This is a genomic window from Paramesorhizobium endophyticum (assembly GCF_014640615.1).
GTDB lineage: Bacteria > Pseudomonadota > Alphaproteobacteria > Rhizobiales > Rhizobiaceae > Paramesorhizobium > Paramesorhizobium endophyticum.
The window spans coordinates 12,505-33,140 of sequence record NZ_BMHH01000017.1 but is presented as its reverse complement, the minus strand read 5'-3'; the positions used below and the strand labels follow the sequence as shown (position 1 = coordinate 33,140).

Genomic DNA, 20,636 nt, shown 5'->3' with positions numbered 1-20,636 from the left:
GTATTAGTTCCGCTTGTCGCCGGCGTAATAGACCCACTTCTTCGAAGACCAGAAGGCCACGAGGGTCAGTACCGTGATGATGGTGAAGAGAACCCAGGCGATGGCAGAGGCATAGCCCATGTTGAACTTCTTGAACGCCTCATCGTAAATGTAGAGGGGCAGCAGGTACGTCGATTTCAGCGGTCCACCCTGCGTGATGATGTAGGGGCCGTTGAACTCCTGGAATGCCTGAACCATCTGCATGATGAGGTTGAAGAAGATAACCGGTGTCAGAAGCGGCAGGGTGATGAAGAAGAACGTTCTGACCTTACCGGCACCATCGATAGCTGCCGCCTCGTAAAGCGACTTGTCGATCGCCTGCAGCGCCGCAAGGAAGATCACCATAGCCGAGCCGAACTGCCAGCAACGCAGAAGCGTGATGGTGAAAAGCGCGTTTCCGGGATCGCCGAACCAATCGACCGGAGAAAGGCCAATGGCCGCAAGCGCCATGTTTGCAAGCCCTTCCGAAGCAAAGATATAGCGCCACAGAACCGCAATCGCGATTGATCCGCCGAGAATCGAAGGGACATAGAATGCGGTGCGGAAGAAATTGATGAATTGCAGCTTGTAATTGAGAATGGCGGCGATGAAAAGCGCGAAGGCGAGCTTCAGCGGAACGGTCAGGAACACGTAGAACAGCGTCACATTCAATGACTTCATGAAGGTGCGGTCGCGGGTGAACAGACGCTCGTAATTAGCCAGGCCTGCCCAGGTAGGGTCGCTCATCAAGTCATAACGGGTAAAACTGAGATAGAGGGAGCCAAGGAAAGGTACCGCCGTGAAGATCAGCAGGCCAATAATGTAGGGCGCCAGATATCCCAAGCCCAAGAAGCGTTGAGATGTCACGACATTCCTCCCCGCGCCCCGTAGGAACGCGAATAACAGAATACGATTTCGTACAAGTGGTTCTCCCAGGTCGATCATTGGCGCGTGCGATTATCGTCACATCCATCGCCAAAACCGATCTCCTCCCTCGGCGTTAAGCGTCATGTAGCAGGTTTATGACGTGACAAAACCAAAAATCCAAGCCATTTTGAATTAACAAAGACGAGGAAAAAGATGGACGAAATCGAAGGTGGAATTCTTTCTTCCATTCCACCTGCTGCCCTGCAACTGAACCTGACGCGCGCGGCGATCCGAATGGAGCACTCGCGCACCTGGCAGATCGACAAATCCAATCAGGTCGATGACCTCATCATTTGCCTGGAAGGACAGGGCCATTATCTCATTGACGGCGAAAAAAGGATTCTCGATCCTGGCGACGCCATGTTGATTTCCCGTGGGCAACGCTTCGTCGGCTGGAACGAGCAAATCTCAATGTATAGAGGCGTCGCCCAGCATTTCACGTTGGATATTTACGGCCGACACAACCTTATCGCGCAGATGGAGTTGAAGCCGAAGACCCGTTTGAGCCGCTGGCCGCTCCTCGAACCACTCGTTCGGCACTACCGTCAAAGCGCCCCGCCCTCGTCAGTGACACTCGGTCAGCATCATCTGTTCATGGTGCTTCTGATCGCTTTCATCGATGATGCATTTATTGGCTGGAACGACAGACCAAGCTTCCCGTTGGAAGGAACGGAAGGGCTCGATCTCGCCGTGATGAAGGCCATCACCATGATATCGGCCAACCCGCTCGATCCGGAGATCGCGGGTAAGGCCACGGATGCCGCACCCTATAACCGAGACTATTTCCTGCGCGAATTTCAGAAGCGGGTGGGCAGAACGCCGCGCAAATATCAGGAGTTCAAGCGCATGGAGCGCGCCATGCATTTTCTTGAAGCAGGACGTTCCGTCGCAGCGACTGCGGCCGAGGTCGGTTACGCCGATCCCTATTACTTCTCCCGAATGTTCAAGCGAACATTGGGTCTGAGCCCGAGGGACCACTTGCGAAAGGTGCGCAGAAGCCAGCACGGCAATCTTCTGCGTTTCGATGAGCATGAGCAGGAACTGCTGCTCTCTGGAGAGGTGGCAATGAAATAGCCCCTGCCTAAGGCAGAGGCTTGGTTTTGGAGTATGTCATTTCAATGTAAGCGCGAATTTCCGCGCACGTTGCCTCTGGCTGGAGGTTTCTCGGAACCATGCCTGCCGGTTCCGGCGCTTTTTGCAAAAATCCTGATGTCACGCTCCAGCAAATTGTTGTCGATCGGCATGCTGCCGTCCTCTGTGTAGCGTGTCAGATATTTCCACTGATTGAGCGTGTAGGAGACGGCCTCGCCAAGCTTGTGTCGGGCATGACCTTTGGCGCAATCGCGTCGAGCCAGGCCTTGAGGGCGCAAAGGACAGGAATGCTGCGCTGCTGGCGAAAGCGGCACCTGTGATCAGCCGGCGTTTCGCCGTCCCCAGGGTCAAGCCCGAGGGCAGGCTTCGGCATCTGGACACGCGGGCTGTTGACGCGGCCCTCATGGACGGACGGTGCCTTCAATGCGCTTCTGCTGACTCTCGTAGGTGATAGCCACCGGCGAAGGGGGGATCACACGGACCGGTTTGGTCTGGCCGACGCCGCATGGCAACTGGAAGTGCCGATTTAAGTTCCCGGCAGGCACCGCCGCTCTTTCCTCCAGTGCACCGTTTTGCCCTCCCTCTAAGTTGGACTGCTGGCAGCCGTCATAAACATGATAAAACTACTCATGTATTATGGCGCAGTTGGTGAATATGAGGGGGGGTATATGAATTATTGCATTGTCTCCCCAAGCCAGTTGGCTCCCACGGAGGAAGTCGATCCGCAACGGGTCCGTGAGGTTCAAGCAGAGATCCTGCGGGCCGGCGCTTGGACCGTCCCGATCGCGGTGGAAAAAGAGGCGTTGTTTGTGATGGATGGCCATCACCGGTTGGCAGCCGCCCATCGCCTTGGCCTGGCCGGAGTGCCGGTTTTCCTTCTCGATTACAGCATGGTGCGCGTGGAAAGCTGGCGTCCGGGCGAAACGATCACGCCCGCACATATCTTCGCCATGGCGCGCAGCGGCCGAAAGTTCCCTTGCAAGACAACGCGTCATGTCTTCGATCAGGCTTTGCCGCGCTGCGATGTGCCTTTGGTATTTTTGCTCGGGTATGATCTGCTGCCGGCTGCGGAAGTGCGCCCATGACTATTCATTGTCACAAGCCTGATGGCGGCCTGCCGCCAATTTTACATCAGCAAACCGCAGAGCTTTTGGGCCGGGATGCCTCATTGCTCCATGACTGGGTTGCCCGCTATGGTTCTCCGCTCAATCTGGTCTGGCCAGGGGCCCTGCAGGAAAATCTTGCTGCGTTGAAAGAAGCGCTGATCGGGCATCGCGTCGAGCATGCCATCTATTACGGGGCCAAGGTCAACAAATCACCGGGGCTCATTCAGGCAGCGCTCGGCGCAGGGGCCGGAATAGATGTTTCCAGCCTGTATGAGCTTCGTGATGCGAGGCGCTTGGGAGCCGACGGTGCCGGACTTGTAGCAACAGGACCGGCGAAGACCCGGGTCTTTCATCGGGAGTTGATCGACTGTAACGCGCTCATATCCGTGGATTCTCCCGAGGAACTTGAGGACCTCCTCAGTTGCTTGCCGTCGAAGATGGGCACCCAGCCGGTTCTCCTGCGCCTACAACCTGTGAGCCAGCGCAAGAGCCGCTTTGGCATGCCTGCGGAGATCGTCATGCGCTGTCTTGACCGTATGGTCGGGGAAAGCAGGTTGCGTTTCGACGGGCTGCATTTTCATCTTGGCGGCTATCGCTGGGAAGAGCGCGCCGCAGCGTTGAAAGAAGCTGCCATCCTGATTGCGGAAGCCCGCGGAATGGGTTTTTCACCCCGCATGATCGATATCGGCGGCGGTCTGCCCATCCAATATGTCGAGCATGAGCACTATCAGGCGCATCTGGCAATCCAAAGGGCAGAAGACTACCGCACGGGAAAAGTTCCTGACTCCTTCTATCCCTATGGCGGTGCGCTCTCGGCGGCGGAGTGGCTGCACCAACTGTTGCGGGCGGAAATCCAAGCCAGTCAGACTGTTGCCGACTATTTCAGGCAGGAAAACCTCATCTTTGCCATGGAGCCGGGCCGCGCGCTTGCGGATCAGGCAGCCCTTACGGTCTTCCGGATCACGCGCGTAAAGGCTGTGGGTGATGACGCCCACGTCGTTTTCGTGGAGGGCAGCAGCTTCAGTGCCTGCGAAACCTGGTTCGGCTCTGAATTTCTGGTCGACCCCATTCTCATACCTGCAGAGCCGCCGCGCTCTGAATCAAATCCAATCCGCGCTTATCTCGCCGGTCACAGTTGTCTGGATGACGACGCATTGAGCAACCGATGGCTGAGCTTCCCGGTTGCGCCGCAAGCCGGCGCCCTTCTGGTCTTTGCCAATACGGCCGGATACCAGATGGACCTACTTGAAAACGAATTCCACCGCCACCCGATGCCCGCCCGCCTGTGCGTTCTGCGAGATGCGGAAGGACGGCCAATGCTCGCTCCCGACACGATTGAAGAGGTATAGACGATGCATACGACGATTACGCAATTGATCGGCCAGACGCCCGTTATGTCGATCCCCGTTTCGAACCGGAACAGCACGCTGGTGCTGAAGATAGAGAAGAACAATCCCGGCGGTTCGATGAAGGATCGCATGGCGCGCAGCATGGTCATTGCGGCGCTTCGCGACGGACGGCTCGGTCCCGGCGGGACGATTGTCGAATCCTCCTCCGGCAATACCGGCACCGGACTGGCGTTGGCGGCGCTGGAATTCGGCTTGCGTTTCATCGCCGTGGTGGATCATCACGCGGCGCCGGACAAGGTCCGCATGATGCGTGCGCTTGGCGCCGAAATTCGCTATGTGGAAGGCGATTTCCGGGAAGACGAAGTGGCAGTGGTGGAACGGCAACGCCTGGCGGCGCAACTCGGCGCGCAGCTTCCCGGAGCGCTCTTCATGAACCAGTCCGACAATCCGGCCAATCCCGAAGGTTATGCCGGTTACGTCGAGGAATTGCTCACGCAGATCCCTGCCGGAATCGATGCATTCGTGGGCTGTGTGGGCACCGGCGGGTCGATGACTGGTATTTCCCAGCGCCTCAAGCGCCACAATCCGGCGATTCGGACGATCGCGGTGGAACCCGCCGGATCGATCGTTTTCGGCAAGCCAGGCCATCCATACTACCAATCGGGAACCGGCACGCCGGCGGGTGACGAGGTCGGCAAGGTGCTCGACTATGGTTGTATCGATGAAGGCGTCCAGGTGACGGACACGCAGGCCTTCGAGACGGCGCGTTACATTGCCCGGCGCAAGGGCCTGCTTGTCGGCGGCTCGACCGGCGGTGCGATCTACAAGGCGCTGGAATTCATTGCCTCGGGCAAGCTCCACGGCACGGTCGTGACCACAGTCGCGGATGGGGGCGAGAAATATCTTAGCACCATATTCGACGACGAGTGGATGGAAAAACGCAAGTTGCTCGACCCGGCAATCGCCGCCCAACTGGATGATTGGCTGATCGAAAAGGCGCAAGCCGCATGAAGGTGACGATCTGTGGTGCCGGCCGCACCGGCCATCTGAATGCGGTTCTCTTCAAACAGAAACCGGACGTCGCAGTTTCCGTCCTGACCGGTGACGATGCCGTTGCCGGACGCTGGGCCGATGGCGACGGCCATTGGCAAGCGATAATCCGCGACGGTGGAATCTTGAGTGCCCGGCCCGATCATGTGGGAACCGACCCCAGGAAAGCGCTTGAGAATTCCGATCTGGTCCTCGTCACGCAGCCGGCCCATGCGCGGGCTGCACTGCTTTCCCGCATAGCGCCGCATTTACCGCAGGACAGGAGCGTTTATGTCGGGGCGATTCCGGGCTTTTGCGGCTTTGACTGGCTGGCAGCGAAGGTTTTGCGGGGTCGCGACAATGTGGTGATCTGGGGCATGAAGGACGTGCCGCACATCGCTTTCGACCTTGTTGCCGGTGAACGTGTGCGGATGGGCGGCGCGAAGGCCGAGCTTTTCGTGGCGCTGCATCGCAGGGAGAACGCGGCAAACGGCGCTGCGCTCTTGGGAATGCTGAACCGGCTTTACGACGCCTCCGTCACGCTGCTGCAGGATTATCTGGAAATCACACTGACCCCGGGCAATGCGCTGATGCACCCCGCCGTGCTTTATGCGCTGGCCGGGCCCGGCGCCCCTTTCGAGAAAAAACCCTTCGACCAGCCACTTTGCTGGTGGAGCGACTGTCCACTGGCGGGGGCTGAACTGCTGGAAGCCTGCGATGCGGAAAGCCAGGCAATCCGGCGGGCGAGCGAGGCGCGGCTCGGCGTTGACCTGAGTTCTGTCAAGCCGCTCCGGCAGGAGCTTGTCGAAGCCTATGGCGACCAGATCGGCGATGCTCGAACCATGTATACGCTTTTGCGCACCAACCGCGCCTACGCTGATATTCGCGCGCCACTCATTCCCAATCCACAAGGGCCAGGGCTCGTGATCGATCGCGACAGCCGTGCCTTCCATGAGGATATCGCCTTCGGGCAGGCGCTGCTGGTCACGATGGCGCAGCGTCTGGACGTGCCGGTTCCGGCGATTGCCAGCACTTATCGATGGGCGTGCAGCTATCATGGTGGTCTTGCCAATGGCGCGCCGGACTATATTCCTTCAAACTGGCCGGAGGCGGCATAATGGACGAGAGGGTGATTTCCCCGATAGATCATGGCCAAGAGGACGATGCGAGGTTTCTGGCTGATGCGCGGCGCAACGCTATCAACCGGCTCATCCGCTGCCTTTTCGCAGAGCGGCTTCTGAACCCCGACGCGCTGCTATGGGCCCATGATAGGCGTCAGGCCTGGTTGCCGCTCTGGCCGACGCGCCGCGTCCTGCATTTCAGCGACCTTTGCCCGGCACCCGCCGGAACCTTGCGTAACCGCGGCCAGATCGAAGTGCAGGATAGTGACGGCGCGCGGCAGAGAATCGACGATCCTGCGCACTTCATGCAGGAGATCGCACCCTGCCTTGCCATTTCGCCAGCGCCTGATGGCCTGCAGCATTTGATGAGCGACGTGGAAAACAGCGTTGAGAACGACATCCTCGCGCGCCGCCACAGGCACAGCTGGAGCGCTGACCTTCGCCGAAAAATCGCCGAAGCCGGCGCACCCGGTTTCCTCGGCTATCTCGAACAAAGCTTGCCGCCGCATCTGGCCGCCATGACGCTCGATCAGTGGGGCGCGCTCGAGGGCCATCCCTTCTACCCCACATGGAAGGCAAAGCCGGGCCTGGCGCAGGAAGACGTCGTTACCCTCTCGCCGGAATTCGGGGCGCGGGTGCGTCTGCGCATCGCCGCCTTGCGTCGAGATTGGGCTTACGTCGAGAAGATGCCGCATGTCGGCGATTATTCGGAATGGTTCTCGCAGAAATTTCCCGATTTGTGGCAAAGCTGGGCTGAGGATCTCACACGGCGCGGCAAATCACCCGAGAGCTGGCTTCCATTGCCCGTACATGCATGGCATCTGGAGAACTTCGTGCGCCGGGAATTCGCGCCCGAGATCGAAGCGGATATTTTTGACCCGGCTGGGCCTGAAATCGAGACGCTGCCATCCATGTCCTTCCGAACGATGCTACAGGAAACGCAGGACGCCAGACCCTTTATCAAACTGCCGGTCGCGATCTGGCTGACGAGCGAGCAACGGACCTTGCAGGCGAAATCGATCCATATGGGTCCGCGTCTCAGCACGCTGATTTCCAGCATTCTGTTAGGAGAGGATGATCTCAAGGATGGGCTGGAAATATTCATCGAGGAGTTGGGTGCAATTCTTCACCATCCGGAGACCGGCGATGAGCATCCAGGACGGTTCCTTTCAGTCGTCTACCGTAACGCCGACCCTCTTGCGCGCCAGGATGGTCTTCTGCCTGTAACGGTGGCGGCACTTCTGACGGCAAGCCCGTTCGATGGCCGCCCGCTCATTTGCGAACTCATCGCCAGAAAGGGCAGCGAAGCCGAGGCGGACGTCACCACCTTCTTCCGTGCCTATGCGCGTACCGTGGTCCAGCCAGCGCTGGCCATGTATCTGCTCTATGGAATTGCGTTCGAGGCGCATCAGCAGAACAGCACCATTCTTTTTGATGATAAAGGCCGTCCGCGGAAACTGCTCATCCGCGATTTCGGCGACGGCCGCAGTTTCGCTCCGCTTTTCAGGGAGCGCGGATATGATCTGAAGCCGTTCAGCCGCAAAGGGATTTTGCCAACGACATTCGACGGCGATATCAGTTTGGTACGATCTTTCGTGATTGATGCCTGCTTCGTCTGTCATCTGCACGAGATCGCCCTTTGCCTCAGCGAGCAATATGCATTGATGGACAATATTTTGTGGCGCGTGTTGCGTGAAGAAACCGAACGAGCCTTCGACGCACTGCGACCGCGCATGCGATCCGATGCATTCTGGACGGGAGAGCGGGAAGCCTTTCTCGAGCGCCCCTGGCCCACGCGCTCCGTACTGCGCATGCATCTGGAGCGCTATCGCGACTACCGGGTCGAACACCATTTGCCCAACCCTCTGGCAAGCGCGCAATGACCGGGACAGCCGCTACCCTGCGCGGCTTTGGCCCCGTCTTTGCCCTGCTTTTCGGTCTGCAGTTCGTTTCGATGGGCGCCATGGAAATGAGCGGTCCGTTCTGGCCCATCCAGATCAAGGCGCTTAGCTCGTCGGAAAGTGCCTTCAGCCTGGCAGGGATAGGTGTCTATGTCTGCCCCTTGCTCGGCATCTCGGTAACCAGTGCGTTCTGGGGGCGCATGGGGGACCGCTACGGCAACCGGCTTATGATGGTTCGGGCGCTGGCGGGGCTGGCGGTGACACAATTGCTGGTCGCCTTTGCACAGGATGTCTGGACGATTCAGGCGCTGCGTTTCCTGCAGGGAGCCTGCGCCGGCTATATCGCCCCGGCACAGGCTTACGGCGTGCAGGTCACCGGTGGACGGGATCGGGCCAGCCTTTTCGCCTGGTTGCAGGTGGCCACCAATGTCGGCTCGCTGGGGGGCGCATTCCTCGGCGGGCTCATCCTCGATGCCATGCCCTTCGCTGCGGTCAACCTCACCGCCGGCGCGGTCTGCGCGCTTTGCGCCGCTGTCGCCTGGGCCGTCTTGCCGACGCCTCCCGCCGGAGCAAAGGCGATACAGCCGTCGCCGGAAACTGTATCGCCGGACGCAGCAAAAGTGGACACATCTGTTTCAGGGCTTCTCGCGCTCATGGGAATGCTGCTGGCAAGCCGGATGGTGCTGCAGGTTCCTTTCTCGCTTTATATGACAGATGTGTTCAGGGCAGATCACTCGATTGCCGGGTTGAGTTATGGATTGCTGGCCTTCGGCTTCGTTGTCGGCGCGCCCGTATGGGCCAGGCTCTTCAGGGGACGCGCCTTGCCTTACGTGCTGGGATGGAGCGTCCTGATCTCGGCTGCATGTCTCGTTGCCACTGCGCTTGCCGGCTTTACGAGAAGCATTGGCCTGTTCATGACGCTTTATTTTACCTGGGGCCTGCTTCTGGGAGGAACGACGCCTGTGCTCCTCTCGCTCATCTCGGCCGCAACGCGGAACGAGCGGCAAGGCTCCATGCTGGGTCTGGCGCAGACCTGCCAGCAAGGCGCTTCTGTTGCCGGGATCGTTGCCGGTGTGATAGCAACCCAGTACTTTGGCCTCTGGGTGGCATTCCCGCTCGTTGCAGGCTTCTATGGGGTCTCGTTCCTGGTAGCGCTCGGCCTTTGGCTGAGGGCGCGCCAGCCTGTCGGTAAGGAGGTAATATTGTGAGGGGGAAATCTTCGGTGTTGCGTGCCGTGGTCGTAATCCTCGCGACGCTTGTCCCGATAATGGCGCATGCCGCTGACCAGCAGGCGCCAATCACCGTCACGGATATCGCAGGGCGCAAGGTGCAGGTGAACGCGCCTGTGAGGCGTATGATGCTGGGGGAGGGGCGGCAGCTCTATCTGATAGGGTCGTTGGACAGGGAAAACCCATTGGCCCGCGTCGTCGCCTGGCGCAATGACTTGATCGAAGCCGACCCGGCGACTTATGCGCAATATCTCCAGGCCTTTCCGAAGCTCGCGGAACTGCCCGCCTTCCGAGGGGAGGAGAATGGACTGATCGACATCGAATCGACCATCGTGCACCAGCCGGACGTCGTGCTTCTCAATCTCGAGGCGATGCGCGCCAATGAAGATGCCAAATATATAGAGAAGCTCGCGGCGCTTGGCATTCCCGTCCTTTATATCGACTTCCGGCATCATCCCCTGCAAAACACCGAGCCGACCATCCGCCTTTTGGGACAGATCATGGGACGGGAGGCACGCGCGGAACAGATTATTGCATTCCGCCGGCAGGCCATGGCCCAAGTCACCGACGTGCTCGCCCGTGCGAAACCGCAGCGCCCGCGTGTGTTCATCGAACGGATCGGCGGGTACACTGACGATTGTTGCCTTTCTTTCGGCCCGGAGAATTTCGGAAAATATGTCGAACTCGCCGGGGGGCACAATATCGGAAGCGACATTATTCCCACCACGTTCGGACAGCTCAACCCCGAGCAGGTGATCGCCTCAAATCCTGAGCACGTGGTTGTGACCAGCGCCAACTGGGAAGCCTACGCGCCAGGCGGCCACTGGATTCCGCTTGGTCCTGGGGCTGATCTGGACGTGGCACGCAAGAAGCTCGAATGGTATACCACGCGCAGCGCCTATACCGGCATCGCGGCCCAGAAGACGCGGAGATTCCACGCGATCTGGCATCAGTTCTACAACAGTCCCTATGGGTTCGTTGCCGTCCAGCAACTGGCGAAATGGCTTCATCCCGACCTGTTCGCCGATCTGGATCCGGACGCGACATTCGCCGAATATCATCGCCGCTTCCTGCCGATACCCTTCCAGCCGGGCTATGCAGTCAGCCTATCCGACAGGCCATCATGACAAATACCTACCATGAAGCCGCGGCCGGTTCCGCGCGCGGCGCTTATATCGCCTTGACCGCAAGGCGCCAGATCGTTCTCCTCGCATTGACCGCCGGGCTCTGCGCGGCCTTTATCGGCGACATCGCCACCGGGCCGGCCAATTATCCCATCGCGGACGTGGTCCGCACCCTTTTCATGCCGTCCGAGGTAAATGCGCAGATGCGCGTCATCGTCTGGTCGATCCGGATGCCTTCGGCGCTGATGGCAATCGTCGTCGGAATGGCGCTGGCGATCGGCGGCGCGCAGATGCAAACCATATTGAACAATCCGCTGGCGAGCCCGTTCACGCTGGGAATATCAGCCGGCGCGAGTTTCGGAGCCGCGCTGGCGCTGGCTTTCGGTGTGGCGCTCTTTCCCTTGGCGGGTGACTACATCGTCGCCGTCAACGCTTTTGTTGTCGCGATGGCGACGGCCTTGATCATTCATCTGGCAAGCCTCAAGCGCGGCGCTTCGATCCAGACCATCGTGCTCCTCGGTATCGCGCTGGTGTTCAGCTTCAATACCGCGCTCGCCATCATCCAGTATTTCGCCGATCAGCAGGCGGTGGCGGCGATCGTCTTCTGGACTATGGGAAGCTTGACCAAGACGACCTGGCCGAAACTCGCCCTTACGGCGCTGGTGGTGGCAGTCACGATGCCGATCTTCCTGCGCCGCCGGTGGCAGCTCACGGCGCTGCGTCTTGGCGAGGCACGCGCGGCGAGCTTTGGCGTTCCGGTCCGCCGGTTAAGGCTGGAGACGCTCATTCTCGTTTCTCTCCTGTCGGCTATTCCCGTCGCCTTCGTCGGCACTGTCGGGTTCGTCGGCCTGGTAGGACCGCATATCGCCCGCATGATGGTTGGGGAGGATCAGCGCTTCCTGTTGCCCGCAAGTGCGCTAACCGGCGCGCTGATCGTATCGCTGAGTTCCGTTCTGGCGAAGGTCGCCATTCCCGGCGCCGTCCTGCCGATCGGCATCGTCACCGCGGCAATCGGGTTGCCGGTTTTCCTTTATCTGATCCTGAAGAGCGGGAGAGAAATATGGTAGTGCTGAGCACGAACCGCCTTGGCGCCCGGTTCGGATCGCGCGAGGTGCTCCGTGATGTTACGCTGCCGCCCTGCCGTGGCGGTGAGGTCATCGCTATTGTCGGTCCCAACGCGGCGGGCAAATCGACATTGTTCCGCCGCATCACCGGTCTGTTGCCGGGGCCGGGTGACTGCCGCCTCGAAGGAGTACCGGAGGTGGAACGGGCCATCGCCTATATGCCGCAGGACCAGACGGGGAGCGCGGTACTGACCGTCTTCGAATCCATTCTGCTGGCGCGCAAGCAGGTCAGCGGCTGGCGCTTGCAATCAGAAGACCTCGTGGCGGTGGACCGTGCGCTCGCTGCACTCGATATCGGCAATCTGGCCAACGAGGTTCTTTCGGAACTGAGCGGCGGTCAGCGCCAGCTCGTGGGCCTTGCCCAGTGCCTTGTGCGCGAGCCGCAGGTACTGCTTCTTGACGAGCCGACGAGCGCGCTCGACATGCATCGGCAACTGGAGGCAATGCGCCGCGTGCGCAGCCTCGCGCAGGACAGCGGCATGCTCGTGCTCATTACATTGCACGATCTCAATCTGGCGCTGAAATTTGCCGACAAGGTGGCTCTGCTTGCGGATGGGACACTGAAGGATTTCGGCGCCGCTGCAGAGGTGCTGACGCCGGATAACCTTGCCGCGGCCTTTCGCATCAAGGCTCGCGTCGAGCCCTGTTCGCAGGGCAAGCTTCATCTTATCGTTGACGATGCACTCTGATCGAAGGGGAGGGGCTTGCCCCTCCGCCTTTAAAAATCGGCCGTCATCGACAGCTTCACGGTGAGCGGTGCGCCTTGCGAGAGAGTGCCGAAGCTGGCCACGCCGGACCAATAGTCCAGATCCAGCACATTCTCGATCTGCGCCCGGAAGGTGACGGGACGCTTGTCGATTTCGGTACGGTACCGCGCTCCGAGGTCGAGCCGGGTCCAGGAGGGGATTTCCATGGCATTCGCCGTATCGGCATATTGCTTCGCGGTATGAATGACATTGCCCGCGAGGGTGAGCCCGGAAACAAACGGCGTGTCCCACTCCGCGCTCGCATTGACCTGCCAGGCTGGTACACCGATGGGTCGGTTGCCGCGCGCCGCCGCATTCGCCGTTTCGGTCAGCTCGCCCTGCAGCCATGTGACGCCACCGAGCATCCGGACCCCAGGCGCCACCTCGCCGAACATGCTGAGTTCGACGCCACGATTGCGCTGCTCGCCGCCTTCCAGGAACACGAGATCGCTTCCGCGTGCTTCAAGCTGCCCGAACGGCTTTTCGATCTGGAACACGCTAAGGGTCACGGCCATCTGGCCGAAATCAACCTTGGCGCCAACTTCGTACTGCCGCGATCGGTAGGGTGAGAGCGTCTCTCCGGCATTGAGCGCATTCGCCGGTGCGCTATCGCCGACGCTGAGGCCCTCCACATAATTTGCGTAGAACGAAACATTTTCCCAGGGCTTGATCACCACGCCCATGAGGGGCGCAAACGCGCTTTCGTCGGACGAGGTGGTGACAGCGCCGGAAGCCGGATTGTAATTCTCCGTGTCGATGCGCTGCCACCGTCCGCCGAGCGTGACCAGCACCCGGTCATCCGCCATGGAGAGTGTGTCGGAGAGAGCAAGGCCGTAGAAGGTATTTTCCGAGACTTTGGGCGCGCTATCCGGCTCCGGCACATCCTGCTCGGGGCGTGGGAAAGGATGGTAGATATTGGTGAGTTGGGCCTTTCCGGAGTTGACGCCCCGGTCGAGGCTCTGGCGCAGGCCGCTCGCCTGCAGCGTGACCGTATGATCTATGCCTGCCGTCTCGAAATTGGCGCGAACGCCCGTTTCCGCCGTCGTCCTGTCCACGTCGAAGATGTAATTCTGCGGCGTGACGCTCACATCGCCTGCAGAATTGAGAAGGGTCGGAGTGCCGAAAAGCCGCGTGACGCGCGAGCTTCCGCCGCCGACAGCGCCAAATACCGTGATATTGTCGTTGACGTCATATTCGGCCCGGCCTAGCCAGGAAATATCCTCGCTCCTCGACCATTCCCAGGGCTCCTGAATGTTGAGTCTGCCATCCGGCGCGTCGGGAATCCGGATGCCGGCGGCGGGAAAGAACGGGCGCTGCGGCGCGTCCCAATCTTCCCGCTGGCCGATGAGATCGAGCGTCGCCCTCAGGCCTTCGCCCTCATAGTCGAGTCCCAGCGCGCCAACCGCGACCTTCCGCGTCTGGTCGTCTATCGGCGTGTCGCCGCCGTGGAAACTGCCGTTGAACCGCACGCCGAACTGACGGCTCTCGCCGAAGCGGCGGCTGAGGTCCAGATGCGTGCCGCCGTAAAGCTCCGACATGTAGCTGGTGGTGACCCGCGTCAGGTCCACATCCGCGGCGCGCTTCGGCACGATATTGACAGTGCCGCCGACGCCGCTGTTCGGTGAAATGCCATAAAGCAGTGCCGTCGGCCCTTTCAGTACCTCGACGCGTTCCGCATAATCGGCAAAGAGGCGGTAGGTTGGCGCGACACCATAGACGCCATCGAAAGCGACCTCCCCGAAATTGCCCTCGTTCAGCGGAAAGCCTCTGATGTAGAAGGAGTCGAGCATTCCGCCAGAGGCATGGGTGCTCCGGATGGACGGATCATTGGCGAGCACATCAGCCACTGTCTGCGCGTCCCGGTCCTCGATCGTCTGGGCCGTGTAGCTCGTGATGTTGAATGGCGTGTCCATGAAATCCCGGTTGCCGAGCAAGCCGAGACGGCCGCCCCGCGCCACCTGACCTCCTGCATAGGCTTCCGGCGGGGTGCCGATGGTCGAGGTTGCGGAACCCGTCTTCACCTCGATGGTTTTCAGTTCGATCGCATCCTGCCCGACGGCAGCCTGAGTCATGATAAGGGCCAGCGCGGTCCCCAGCCCGAAACGCAATTCCATGGAAATCCCCTCTTCTGCATCGTGCGCGCGCCGCATAAAAGCCACAATGACTGCTCTTGTCAACAAAACATGAGTGAAATTGTCTTGTATTGACTTCCGACGAATGAACGTCGACGGATCGCGCATGGCAACAAGGAGAAGAAGGCGGCGCTGGCATCAGTCACCGAACCCGCAGAGCAGACCTGAGAGCTCGCCAGAGTCGTAGCGGTGCGCCTGCTTACAACGGTCTAGCGCCCGTGGCTAGCTGTTGCATTTCCCTTGTTGAATTCAACAATCCGTCATATATGACGTGATATAAGATTTTAGTGTTCGTATCTGGATTGTTGCTAATGGGATCGCCGAAATCAAAGTCCACCCTTGAAAGACTCGGACACGACGTCCGCGGCGCTCGCTTGCGGCGCGGCATCGCCGCGGCTGACCTGGCGGTGCGCGCGGGCACCTCGCCGAGTACCGTTGCGCGCTTGGAAAAGGGGGATCCCGGTGTGGGAATCGGCACGCTCGCCGATATTTTGGTTGTGCTCGGTCTTGTCGATCGGCTGGCCGACCTGATCGACATCCGCAAGGACGATCTGGGGTTGGCGTTGACCGCCGAACGCGAGCCGCGTCGCGGACGGTCTTTTGCGACCACACTGCGCAGGCAGAAGGCCAAGGGTAAGACGGCACAGGATGATCCGGATGTCGTCGATCCGGACGGCGCGTCATTCTGATGCCCGACTTCAACGCCCATGTCGTTCTCGGCGAGAGCCTGACACCTGTTGGTCAACTGCGTTTCACGCAGGCTGGGCCACGCCAGTTCTCGACCTTCACCTATGACCCCGCCTGGATCGAGAATCCCCGCGCCTTTGCCGTGCAGCCGACCTTCCCTCTTGACGCTGGGCCATTTCATGCATCCGGCCAGTCCGGAAACGTGCGCGACGCACTGGCGGGCGTCTTCGCCGACGCCGCGCCGGATAGCTGGGGCCGCAGGCTTCTCGAGCGCGCCTATGGCAACGGCCTTTCCGAATTCGAATATCTGACCCTGTCCGATGATACCTGCCGGCAGGGGGCTCTGCGGTTTCTGAACGATAGCGGAGAAATCATCCGGGGTGGGGCGACCGATGCTGTGCCACGCCTTGTCGATCTGCAGGCGATCACTGCCATCGCCCGGGCCTATGAACAAGGCAGGGAGATTTCCGCAGAGGAGATGCAGACGCTCGCCGGCGCGGGCGGTTCCGGCGGTGCACGTCCCAAGGCCAATGTCCGGGACGGCGAGACGCTCTGGCTCGCCAAGTTCACATCGGTCCACGACCAGCAACCGATCGAACGTGTCGAGGTCGCCACGCTACACTTGGCCAAGGTATGCGGCATCCGCACGCCGGAGGCCAGGCTGGAACTCTCCGACACGCCATTCCCCGTCGCTCTGATCCAGCGGTTCGACCGGCGCGGGACCGCACGTATTCCTTACATCTCGGCTCGCACGGCCCTTGGAAAGACTGGAACCGAGCTCGGTTCCTATACGGAGATCGTTGACTTTATGCGGGCAAATGCCGCTGATCCGCAGGCTGATTTCCGCGAACTCTTCCTGCGTTTGATCTTCACGATCCTCGTATCGAACAAGGATGACCATCTGAAGAACCACGGGTTCCTGTATGTGGGAGCCGGCCGCTGGCGATTATCTCCGGTTTTCGATGTGAACCCCGCGCCTGACCGCAATCCGCACCTCGAAACGGCGATCATCGAGGGCGGCGCGCATGACCGGTCGATCCGTCTGGCCCTCGAAGCGTGCGAGTTTTTCGAGGTCGCCGAAGAGGACGCCCGCCAAATGATCCGCGAGACAGCGCGGCGTATTTCCGATGAATGGCGTGAGGCGCTTCGACAGTTGGGCGTCTCCGGGGCTTTGGCGCGGCACTATGAGGCCGCCTTCATAAACGACCAGACGGAGATAGCGCTCGCAATTTAATTCTTCATATATGACTGATACTATTAGACAGTTCGTCATATAACCTATTTCGCCTACGGCGTGGTCGAAATGTCATCTAATATGAGACTGATTATTGCGCATCTCATATGCGCTATAATTCTCAAAAGTTGCTCGACGAACGTTGGTCAATGCGATGTGCAACCGGTGCCGTGACCCCAGCCGCGGCACCCCATTCGAACATCCAGGGACGGAATTGCAAAGCACACATTCAGCTTGTCATTTCGGATATCGCCGATATCTTGCTATCGTCATGATGCTCCTGCTTCGCTCCATTTTGATTCTGCTGGTCGCGCTTGCCTTTTCGGTGACAAGCACGAGCTGGAGTCTTGCGAGCGGATCCATGGCATCGAACGGTGGGAAAGGGACATCATGCGCAGAGCGCAGATAGTCACTCCAGCGGGCAGCATCAACATGGCAATCAGCACACGGCTCAGAAGCCGGATTGCCTGAATGCAGGTCCAGCCTGCGGCCCCGAACACCAGCACAACGATCTGGCCGGTTCCTGCTGCGCGATGGCGTGTCATACTGCCATCCCCGCCTATGGCTGCGATGTGAAAGCGCTGATCTTGGCGCGCACTGTCGAGCGCCCGTTGCTCGAAGCCAGCCTGGAGGAAACGCCAGCCACGCGCCTCGATCGTCCTCCGAGATCCGCCGGCCTCTGATCGTCGGCCGATCCCCTTTCACGCCTTTCGACTGCTGACGGATTCAATCCGTCTGCGCTTATATCATTGGGTATCTGCCGACAGCCTTCATCGCTGCGCCCTGCGCGGCTCAAGGTTTGCCGCCTGACGTCATACGGTCCGCCGTTTGACCGATCCGGCCTGCTCCGAGGAGTAACCGGCCGATTGTTACCGCAGAGATTTCGTCTTGACGCGGGCGATGAGTTCTTCGTCGTCAACAAAACTGTCGAGGAAGTCGTTCCATTCTTCCGCGGATTTGCGGGCGTGAGCAAGCATTTGTCTTAACTCGTTAATCCCATCGTCAGTGAGCGCGGTCATTGCCTCGTCCGTCCGTGCCATCGTAGACGCTGATGATGCTGCCGTAGCTAAGATTGTCATCGTTTCTGACGATTGCCTGAAGAAGCTCAGGATCCTCTTCAAGCAGGTTGGCGACGTGGTTGATGGTGAAGACGCAGGTGATCGTTGCCATCAGGCGGCCTCGGCGCAGACGGTGACCACCGGGGTCCAGTTCCATGGTAGCAGTTCGTCGAGCCGGTTGATCTTGTGATCGTGGATACGGTCGAGCACATCGGCCAGATAGGCCTGCGGATCGACGCCATTCATCTTGGCCGTCTCGATGATCGTCATGGCCCGCGCCAAGGTTTCCGCGCCGGTGTCGGCGCCGGCGAATAACCAATTGCGCCTTCCAACGCCGATCGGACGCAACGCCCGCTCGGCGGCATTGTTGTCCATGGCAACGCGTCCGTCTTCCAGAAACAGGCAGAATGAGGCCCACCGGCTCAGGCCGTAACGGAAAGCGGCCGCCAGATCGCCCTTGCCTGGAATGCGTGTGAGTTGAGCTTCGGCCCATAGGCGCAATGCGTCCACCCTTGACTTGCTGTGCTTCTGACGCGCGGCAAGGCGGATATCGGCAGGCTGACCGGCAATGTCTCGCTCGATGTCGTAAAGCGCACCGATACGATCGAGAGCCTCTCGTGCGATCTGGGATTTGTTCGAGGTCCAGATATCATGGAAGTCGCGGCGCCAATGCGCCCAGCAGGCCGCTTCCCGAAAGCGGCGCGCTCCATCTGCTCCAGGTTCATAGAGTTTCCCGTACCCTTTGTAGCCATCGGCTTGAAGGATACCGCTTGCCTGCCTGAGGTGTTGAAGCACGTGCTCTTGCTTCCAGTCCGGGGCGAAGTAGTAGACCGCACCAGGCGGGGCAGCACCCGCCCATGGCCGTTGATCCCGGACATAGGTCCAGATCCTGCCTTTCTTCACGCCTTTGCCTAAACCCTTGTCTCGTAGTGAGCGATCCAGCACCCGGATCGGGGTATCGTCGGCATGAAGGAGGTCGCTTCCCATGATCGCGGCCTCGATCCGTTCGATCAGAGGCAGAAGCACCAGCATGGCGCGACCGCACCAATCGACCAGCGTGCTGTCGGGAATGTCGGCGCCCATGCGGGTGAAGATCTCGTTCAGGCGATATAGCGGCAGATGGTCGTCGAACTTCGAGACCAGGATGTACGCCAGAAGACCTGCTCCCGCCATGCTGCCCCGCTATCGGGCGACTGGGCGCTGGCAACTGCACCATCTTCTCGCAGCACCGGCAGGATTTCTTGAGCCGGGCGACCTCGATGACCTTCATCTGCGCCGCGATCATGTCGAGGATTTCGCTCGCGTCCTCGCCGACAAGACGCAATTCACCGCCGCATTCCGGGCAACAGTTGCCAGGATCGAGTTCCCGGCGCTCGCGAATGGCCTTTTGCGATACGCGCGGCCGACGGCGCATGACCGTTGCGGACGTGCTTGCCAAGGGGGCGACAGGCACAGGCTCATCGGCCTCATCGATCGGCGCCGTATTGCGCTGCGCCGCGGCGATCAAGAGATCCTCCAGCGCCAGTTCCAGCTGTTCGATCTCGCGCTCGATCTTTTCAGAGGACTTGCCGAAGACCTGTTTCTTCAGCTTGGCGATGCGTAGCCGCAAAGTCGCAATCAACTGATCATGCGCCTGCAACGTCGCCGACATCTTTCCGATTTCCGCCTGCAAAGCGGTGATCATCGCCTTGAGAACGGCGGGATCGTCGGTCAGGTCTTGGGTCGCGCTATGCATGACCCTGACTACTATAAGCCAGCAAATATTTCCATAAAAACAAGCGGAATTCAGGCAGGTTCAGATGGATAAAATCACCCGATACGGGCCGGTGGCGCCCCCCAATCCGGACGACGCCAGTCAATTCCTTCCCAGAGCATGGCCAGTTGCGCCGACGTCAGCCGCGCCGTTCCATCAGTGGCCGATGGCCATGGGAACCGCCCCTTCTGCAAAATTTTATAATACAGACAGAAGCCCTGCCCATCAAAATAAAGAAGCTTCAAACGGTCGCCACGTCTTCCCCGAAAGGCGAAGACCGCCCCACCCGTCGGCTTCTGACGCAACACGTCCTGTGCAAGTGCAGCCAGGCCCTCAATGCCTTTGCGCATATCCGTGATCCCGCAGGCCAGATACACTCGAACACCGGTTCCCGGCCCAATCATGCTGCTTCAACCGCACGGATGAGCCGGGTAAGGACGGTGGCATCGACACCACTGTCGAAGCGAAGACTGCGCCCATCGTTCAACCGCAGCTCGATCATAGCAGGCACACGCGCAACGCCCTCCCGCACGACCGGGGCGCCATGCATGGCGGACGTGTCTACGGGAACGAAGACCGTCTCGGCAGTGAACGGTAACAAACCCTTCTTTCTCAGCTCATGCCGCCAGGCGTAAATCTGCTATCGGGTCACATTGTACCGGTGTGCAATCTCAGTGACCGTCGCACCGTCGAGCCCAACCGACATGACAATGTCGAGCTTCTTCTCGTCACCCCAACGCCGCCGCCGTTCCTGACCAAGAATTTCAACACGCATCCCATACCTCGCCTAAGACACGTCGCTAACGACGTCGTTAATGACGTATCTTAGGCCATCAAGGCGCTATTCGGCAGGCGATGCCAATCGGGGGCTTACTCCGAGGATACCATGAACCCCATTTCACTGACGGCCGTTGCCGTCATCCTGTCCGCATGTTCACGCTTGCCTGCCATTGGCGCCGGTCCAAATCCATCCGACCCTGATACCCATGTATCTGCCAAGCCATAT

General features: G+C 59.9%; 17 protein-coding genes and 3 pseudogenes. 12 read left to right on the top strand and 8 right to left on the bottom strand.

The window, feature by feature from the left end:
* Positions 1–3: 3 nt before the first annotated feature.
* Positions 4–885, bottom strand: coding sequence for a carbohydrate ABC transporter permease (locus IEX53_RS17680; RefSeq protein WP_188825507.1), 882 nt, complete (start codon positions 883–885; stop codon positions 4–6).
* 213 nt (positions 886–1,098) lie between these two features.
* Between IEX53_RS17680 and IEX53_RS17675 the strand changes: the two genes are divergently transcribed.
* Entirely contained in the window at positions 1,099–2,019 is a 921-nt protein-coding gene (locus tag IEX53_RS17675) for an AraC family transcriptional regulator (RefSeq protein ID WP_188825506.1), read from the top strand.
* Positions 2,020–2,120: 101 nt separating this feature from the next.
* Here IEX53_RS17675 and IEX53_RS17670 read toward each other — a convergent pair.
* Positions 2,121–2,383, bottom strand: a pseudogene (locus tag IEX53_RS17670) (IS66 family transposase); the annotation flags it as partial.
* Between the two features lie 322 nt (positions 2,384–2,705).
* On the opposite strand from IEX53_RS17670, the gene IEX53_RS17665 reads away from it, so the two are divergent.
* Genes IEX53_RS17665 through IEX53_RS17625 form a run of 9 tightly spaced genes read left to right on the top strand, consistent with a single transcriptional unit; the run spans position 2,706 to position 12,709 of the window.
* Positions 2,706–3,122, top strand: a complete 417-nt coding sequence (locus IEX53_RS17665) for a ParB N-terminal domain-containing protein (protein WP_188825570.1) — start codon at positions 2,706–2,708, stop codon at positions 3,120–3,122.
* Positions 3,119–4,492, top strand: a complete 1,374-nt coding sequence (locus tag IEX53_RS17660; RefSeq protein ID WP_188825505.1) for a Y4yA family PLP-dependent enzyme — start codon at positions 3,119–3,121, stop codon at positions 4,490–4,492. Before IEX53_RS17665 ends, IEX53_RS17660 begins: the two co-directional genes overlap by 4 nt.
* A gap of 3 nt (positions 4,493–4,495) precedes the next feature.
* Complete coding sequence (locus tag IEX53_RS17655; protein ID WP_188825504.1) at positions 4,496–5,503, top strand: PLP-dependent cysteine synthase family protein; 1,008 nt, start codon at positions 4,496–4,498, stop codon at positions 5,501–5,503.
* Entirely contained in the window at positions 5,500–6,639 is a 1,140-nt protein-coding gene (locus tag IEX53_RS17650; protein ID WP_188825569.1) for an NAD/NADP octopine/nopaline dehydrogenase family protein, read from the top strand. Before IEX53_RS17655 ends, IEX53_RS17650 begins: the two co-directional genes overlap by 4 nt.
* Complete coding sequence (locus IEX53_RS17645; protein WP_188825503.1) at positions 6,639–8,525, top strand: IucA/IucC family protein; 1,887 nt, start codon at positions 6,639–6,641, stop codon at positions 8,523–8,525. Before IEX53_RS17650 ends, IEX53_RS17645 begins: the two co-directional genes overlap by 1 nt.
* On the top strand, positions 8,522–9,751 hold the full coding sequence (locus tag IEX53_RS17640) for an MFS transporter (protein ID WP_188825502.1): 1,230 nt from the start codon (positions 8,522–8,524) through the stop codon (positions 9,749–9,751). The genes IEX53_RS17645 and IEX53_RS17640 overlap by 4 nt, the downstream gene beginning before the upstream one ends.
* Complete coding sequence (locus tag IEX53_RS17635; protein ID WP_373288684.1) at positions 9,748–10,899, top strand: ABC transporter substrate-binding protein; 1,152 nt, start codon at positions 9,748–9,750, stop codon at positions 10,897–10,899. Before IEX53_RS17640 ends, IEX53_RS17635 begins: the two co-directional genes overlap by 4 nt.
* Entirely contained in the window at positions 10,896–11,963 is a 1,068-nt protein-coding gene (locus IEX53_RS17630) for a FecCD family ABC transporter permease (protein WP_188825501.1), read from the top strand. The genes IEX53_RS17635 and IEX53_RS17630 overlap by 4 nt, the downstream gene beginning before the upstream one ends.
* On the top strand, positions 11,957–12,709 hold the full coding sequence (locus IEX53_RS17625) for an ABC transporter ATP-binding protein (RefSeq protein WP_188825500.1): 753 nt from the start codon (positions 11,957–11,959) through the stop codon (positions 12,707–12,709). Before IEX53_RS17630 ends, IEX53_RS17625 begins: the two co-directional genes overlap by 7 nt.
* Positions 12,710–12,738: 29 nt before the next feature.
* On the opposite strand, the gene IEX53_RS17620 is transcribed toward IEX53_RS17625, so the two are convergent.
* Positions 12,739–14,880: a TonB-dependent receptor gene (locus IEX53_RS17620; RefSeq protein ID WP_188825499.1), complete on the bottom strand. Its 2,142-nt coding sequence runs from the start codon at positions 14,878–14,880 to the stop codon at positions 12,739–12,741.
* A gap of 329 nt (positions 14,881–15,209) precedes the next feature.
* On the opposite strand from IEX53_RS17620, the gene IEX53_RS17615 reads away from it, so the two are divergent.
* Positions 15,210–15,587, top strand: coding sequence for a helix-turn-helix domain-containing protein (locus IEX53_RS17615; protein WP_188825498.1), 378 nt, complete (start codon positions 15,210–15,212; stop codon positions 15,585–15,587).
* Entirely contained in the window at positions 15,587–16,819 is a 1,233-nt protein-coding gene (locus IEX53_RS17610) for a type II toxin-antitoxin system HipA family toxin (RefSeq protein WP_188825497.1), read from the top strand. Before IEX53_RS17615 ends, IEX53_RS17610 begins: the two co-directional genes overlap by 1 nt.
* Positions 16,820–17,688: 869 nt before the next feature.
* Here IEX53_RS17610 and IEX53_RS17605 read toward each other — a convergent pair.
* The 5 genes and pseudogenes from IEX53_RS17605 to IEX53_RS17585 all read right to left on the bottom strand — a co-directional run bounded on the left by IEX53_RS17605 (position 17,689) and on the right by IEX53_RS17585 (position 20,405).
* A pseudogene (locus tag IEX53_RS17605) lies at positions 17,689–17,989 on the bottom strand (hypothetical protein).
* Positions 17,989–19,612: pseudogene (tnpC, locus tag IEX53_RS17600) on the bottom strand (IS66 family transposase). Before tnpC ends, IEX53_RS17605 begins: the two co-directional pseudogenes overlap by 1 nt.
* Before the next feature lie 74 nt (positions 19,613–19,686).
* Positions 19,687–20,034, bottom strand: coding sequence for an IS66 family insertion sequence element accessory protein TnpB (gene tnpB / locus IEX53_RS17595; RefSeq protein WP_188825496.1), 348 nt, complete (start codon positions 20,032–20,034; stop codon positions 19,687–19,689).
* The gene (locus tag IEX53_RS17590) at positions 20,031–20,231 is read right to left on the bottom strand and encodes a hypothetical protein (protein WP_188825495.1); all 201 of its coding nucleotides are present in this window, start codon (positions 20,229–20,231) and stop codon (positions 20,031–20,033) included. Before IEX53_RS17590 ends, tnpB begins: the two co-directional genes overlap by 4 nt.
* Positions 20,232–20,270: 39 nt before the next feature.
* Positions 20,271–20,405: a transposase gene (locus IEX53_RS17585; protein WP_188825494.1), complete on the bottom strand. Its 135-nt coding sequence runs from the start codon at positions 20,403–20,405 to the stop codon at positions 20,271–20,273.
* Positions 20,406–20,636 lie beyond the last annotated feature (231 nt).

Excerpts from the sequence above, each read along its gene's own strand:
- IEX53_RS17585 (WP_188825494.1), bottom strand. The coding sequence starts at position 20,405 with ATGCGTGTTGAAATTCTTGGTCAGGAACGGCGGCGGCGTTGGGGTGAC.
- IEX53_RS17660 (WP_188825505.1), top strand. The coding sequence starts at position 3,119 with ATGACTATTCATTGTCACAAGCCTGATGGCGGCCTGCCGCCAATTTTA.
- IEX53_RS17655 (WP_188825504.1), top strand. The coding sequence starts at position 4,496 with ATGCATACGACGATTACGCAATTGATCGGCCAGACGCCCGTTATGTCG.
- IEX53_RS17630 (WP_188825501.1), top strand. The coding sequence starts at position 10,896 with ATGACAAATACCTACCATGAAGCCGCGGCCGGTTCCGCGCGCGGCGCT.
- IEX53_RS17620 (WP_188825499.1), bottom strand. The coding sequence starts at position 14,880 with ATGGAATTGCGTTTCGGGCTGGGGACCGCGCTGGCCCTTATCATGACT.
- IEX53_RS17615 (WP_188825498.1), top strand. The coding sequence starts at position 15,210 with ATGGGATCGCCGAAATCAAAGTCCACCCTTGAAAGACTCGGACACGAC.
- IEX53_RS17650 (WP_188825569.1), top strand. The coding sequence starts at position 5,500 with ATGAAGGTGACGATCTGTGGTGCCGGCCGCACCGGCCATCTGAATGCG.
- IEX53_RS17665 (WP_188825570.1), top strand. The coding sequence starts at position 2,706 with ATGAATTATTGCATTGTCTCCCCAAGCCAGTTGGCTCCCACGGAGGAA.
- IEX53_RS17625 (WP_188825500.1), top strand. The coding sequence starts at position 11,957 with ATGGTAGTGCTGAGCACGAACCGCCTTGGCGCCCGGTTCGGATCGCGC.
- IEX53_RS17645 (WP_188825503.1), top strand. The coding sequence starts at position 6,639 with ATGGACGAGAGGGTGATTTCCCCGATAGATCATGGCCAAGAGGACGAT.
- IEX53_RS17640 (WP_188825502.1), top strand. The coding sequence starts at position 8,522 with ATGACCGGGACAGCCGCTACCCTGCGCGGCTTTGGCCCCGTCTTTGCC.
- IEX53_RS17610 (WP_188825497.1), top strand. The coding sequence starts at position 15,587 with ATGCCCGACTTCAACGCCCATGTCGTTCTCGGCGAGAGCCTGACACCT.
- tnpB (WP_188825496.1), bottom strand. The coding sequence starts at position 20,034 with ATGATTGGGCCGGGAACCGGTGTTCGAGTGTATCTGGCCTGCGGGATC.
- IEX53_RS17675 (WP_188825506.1), top strand. The coding sequence starts at position 1,099 with ATGGACGAAATCGAAGGTGGAATTCTTTCTTCCATTCCACCTGCTGCC.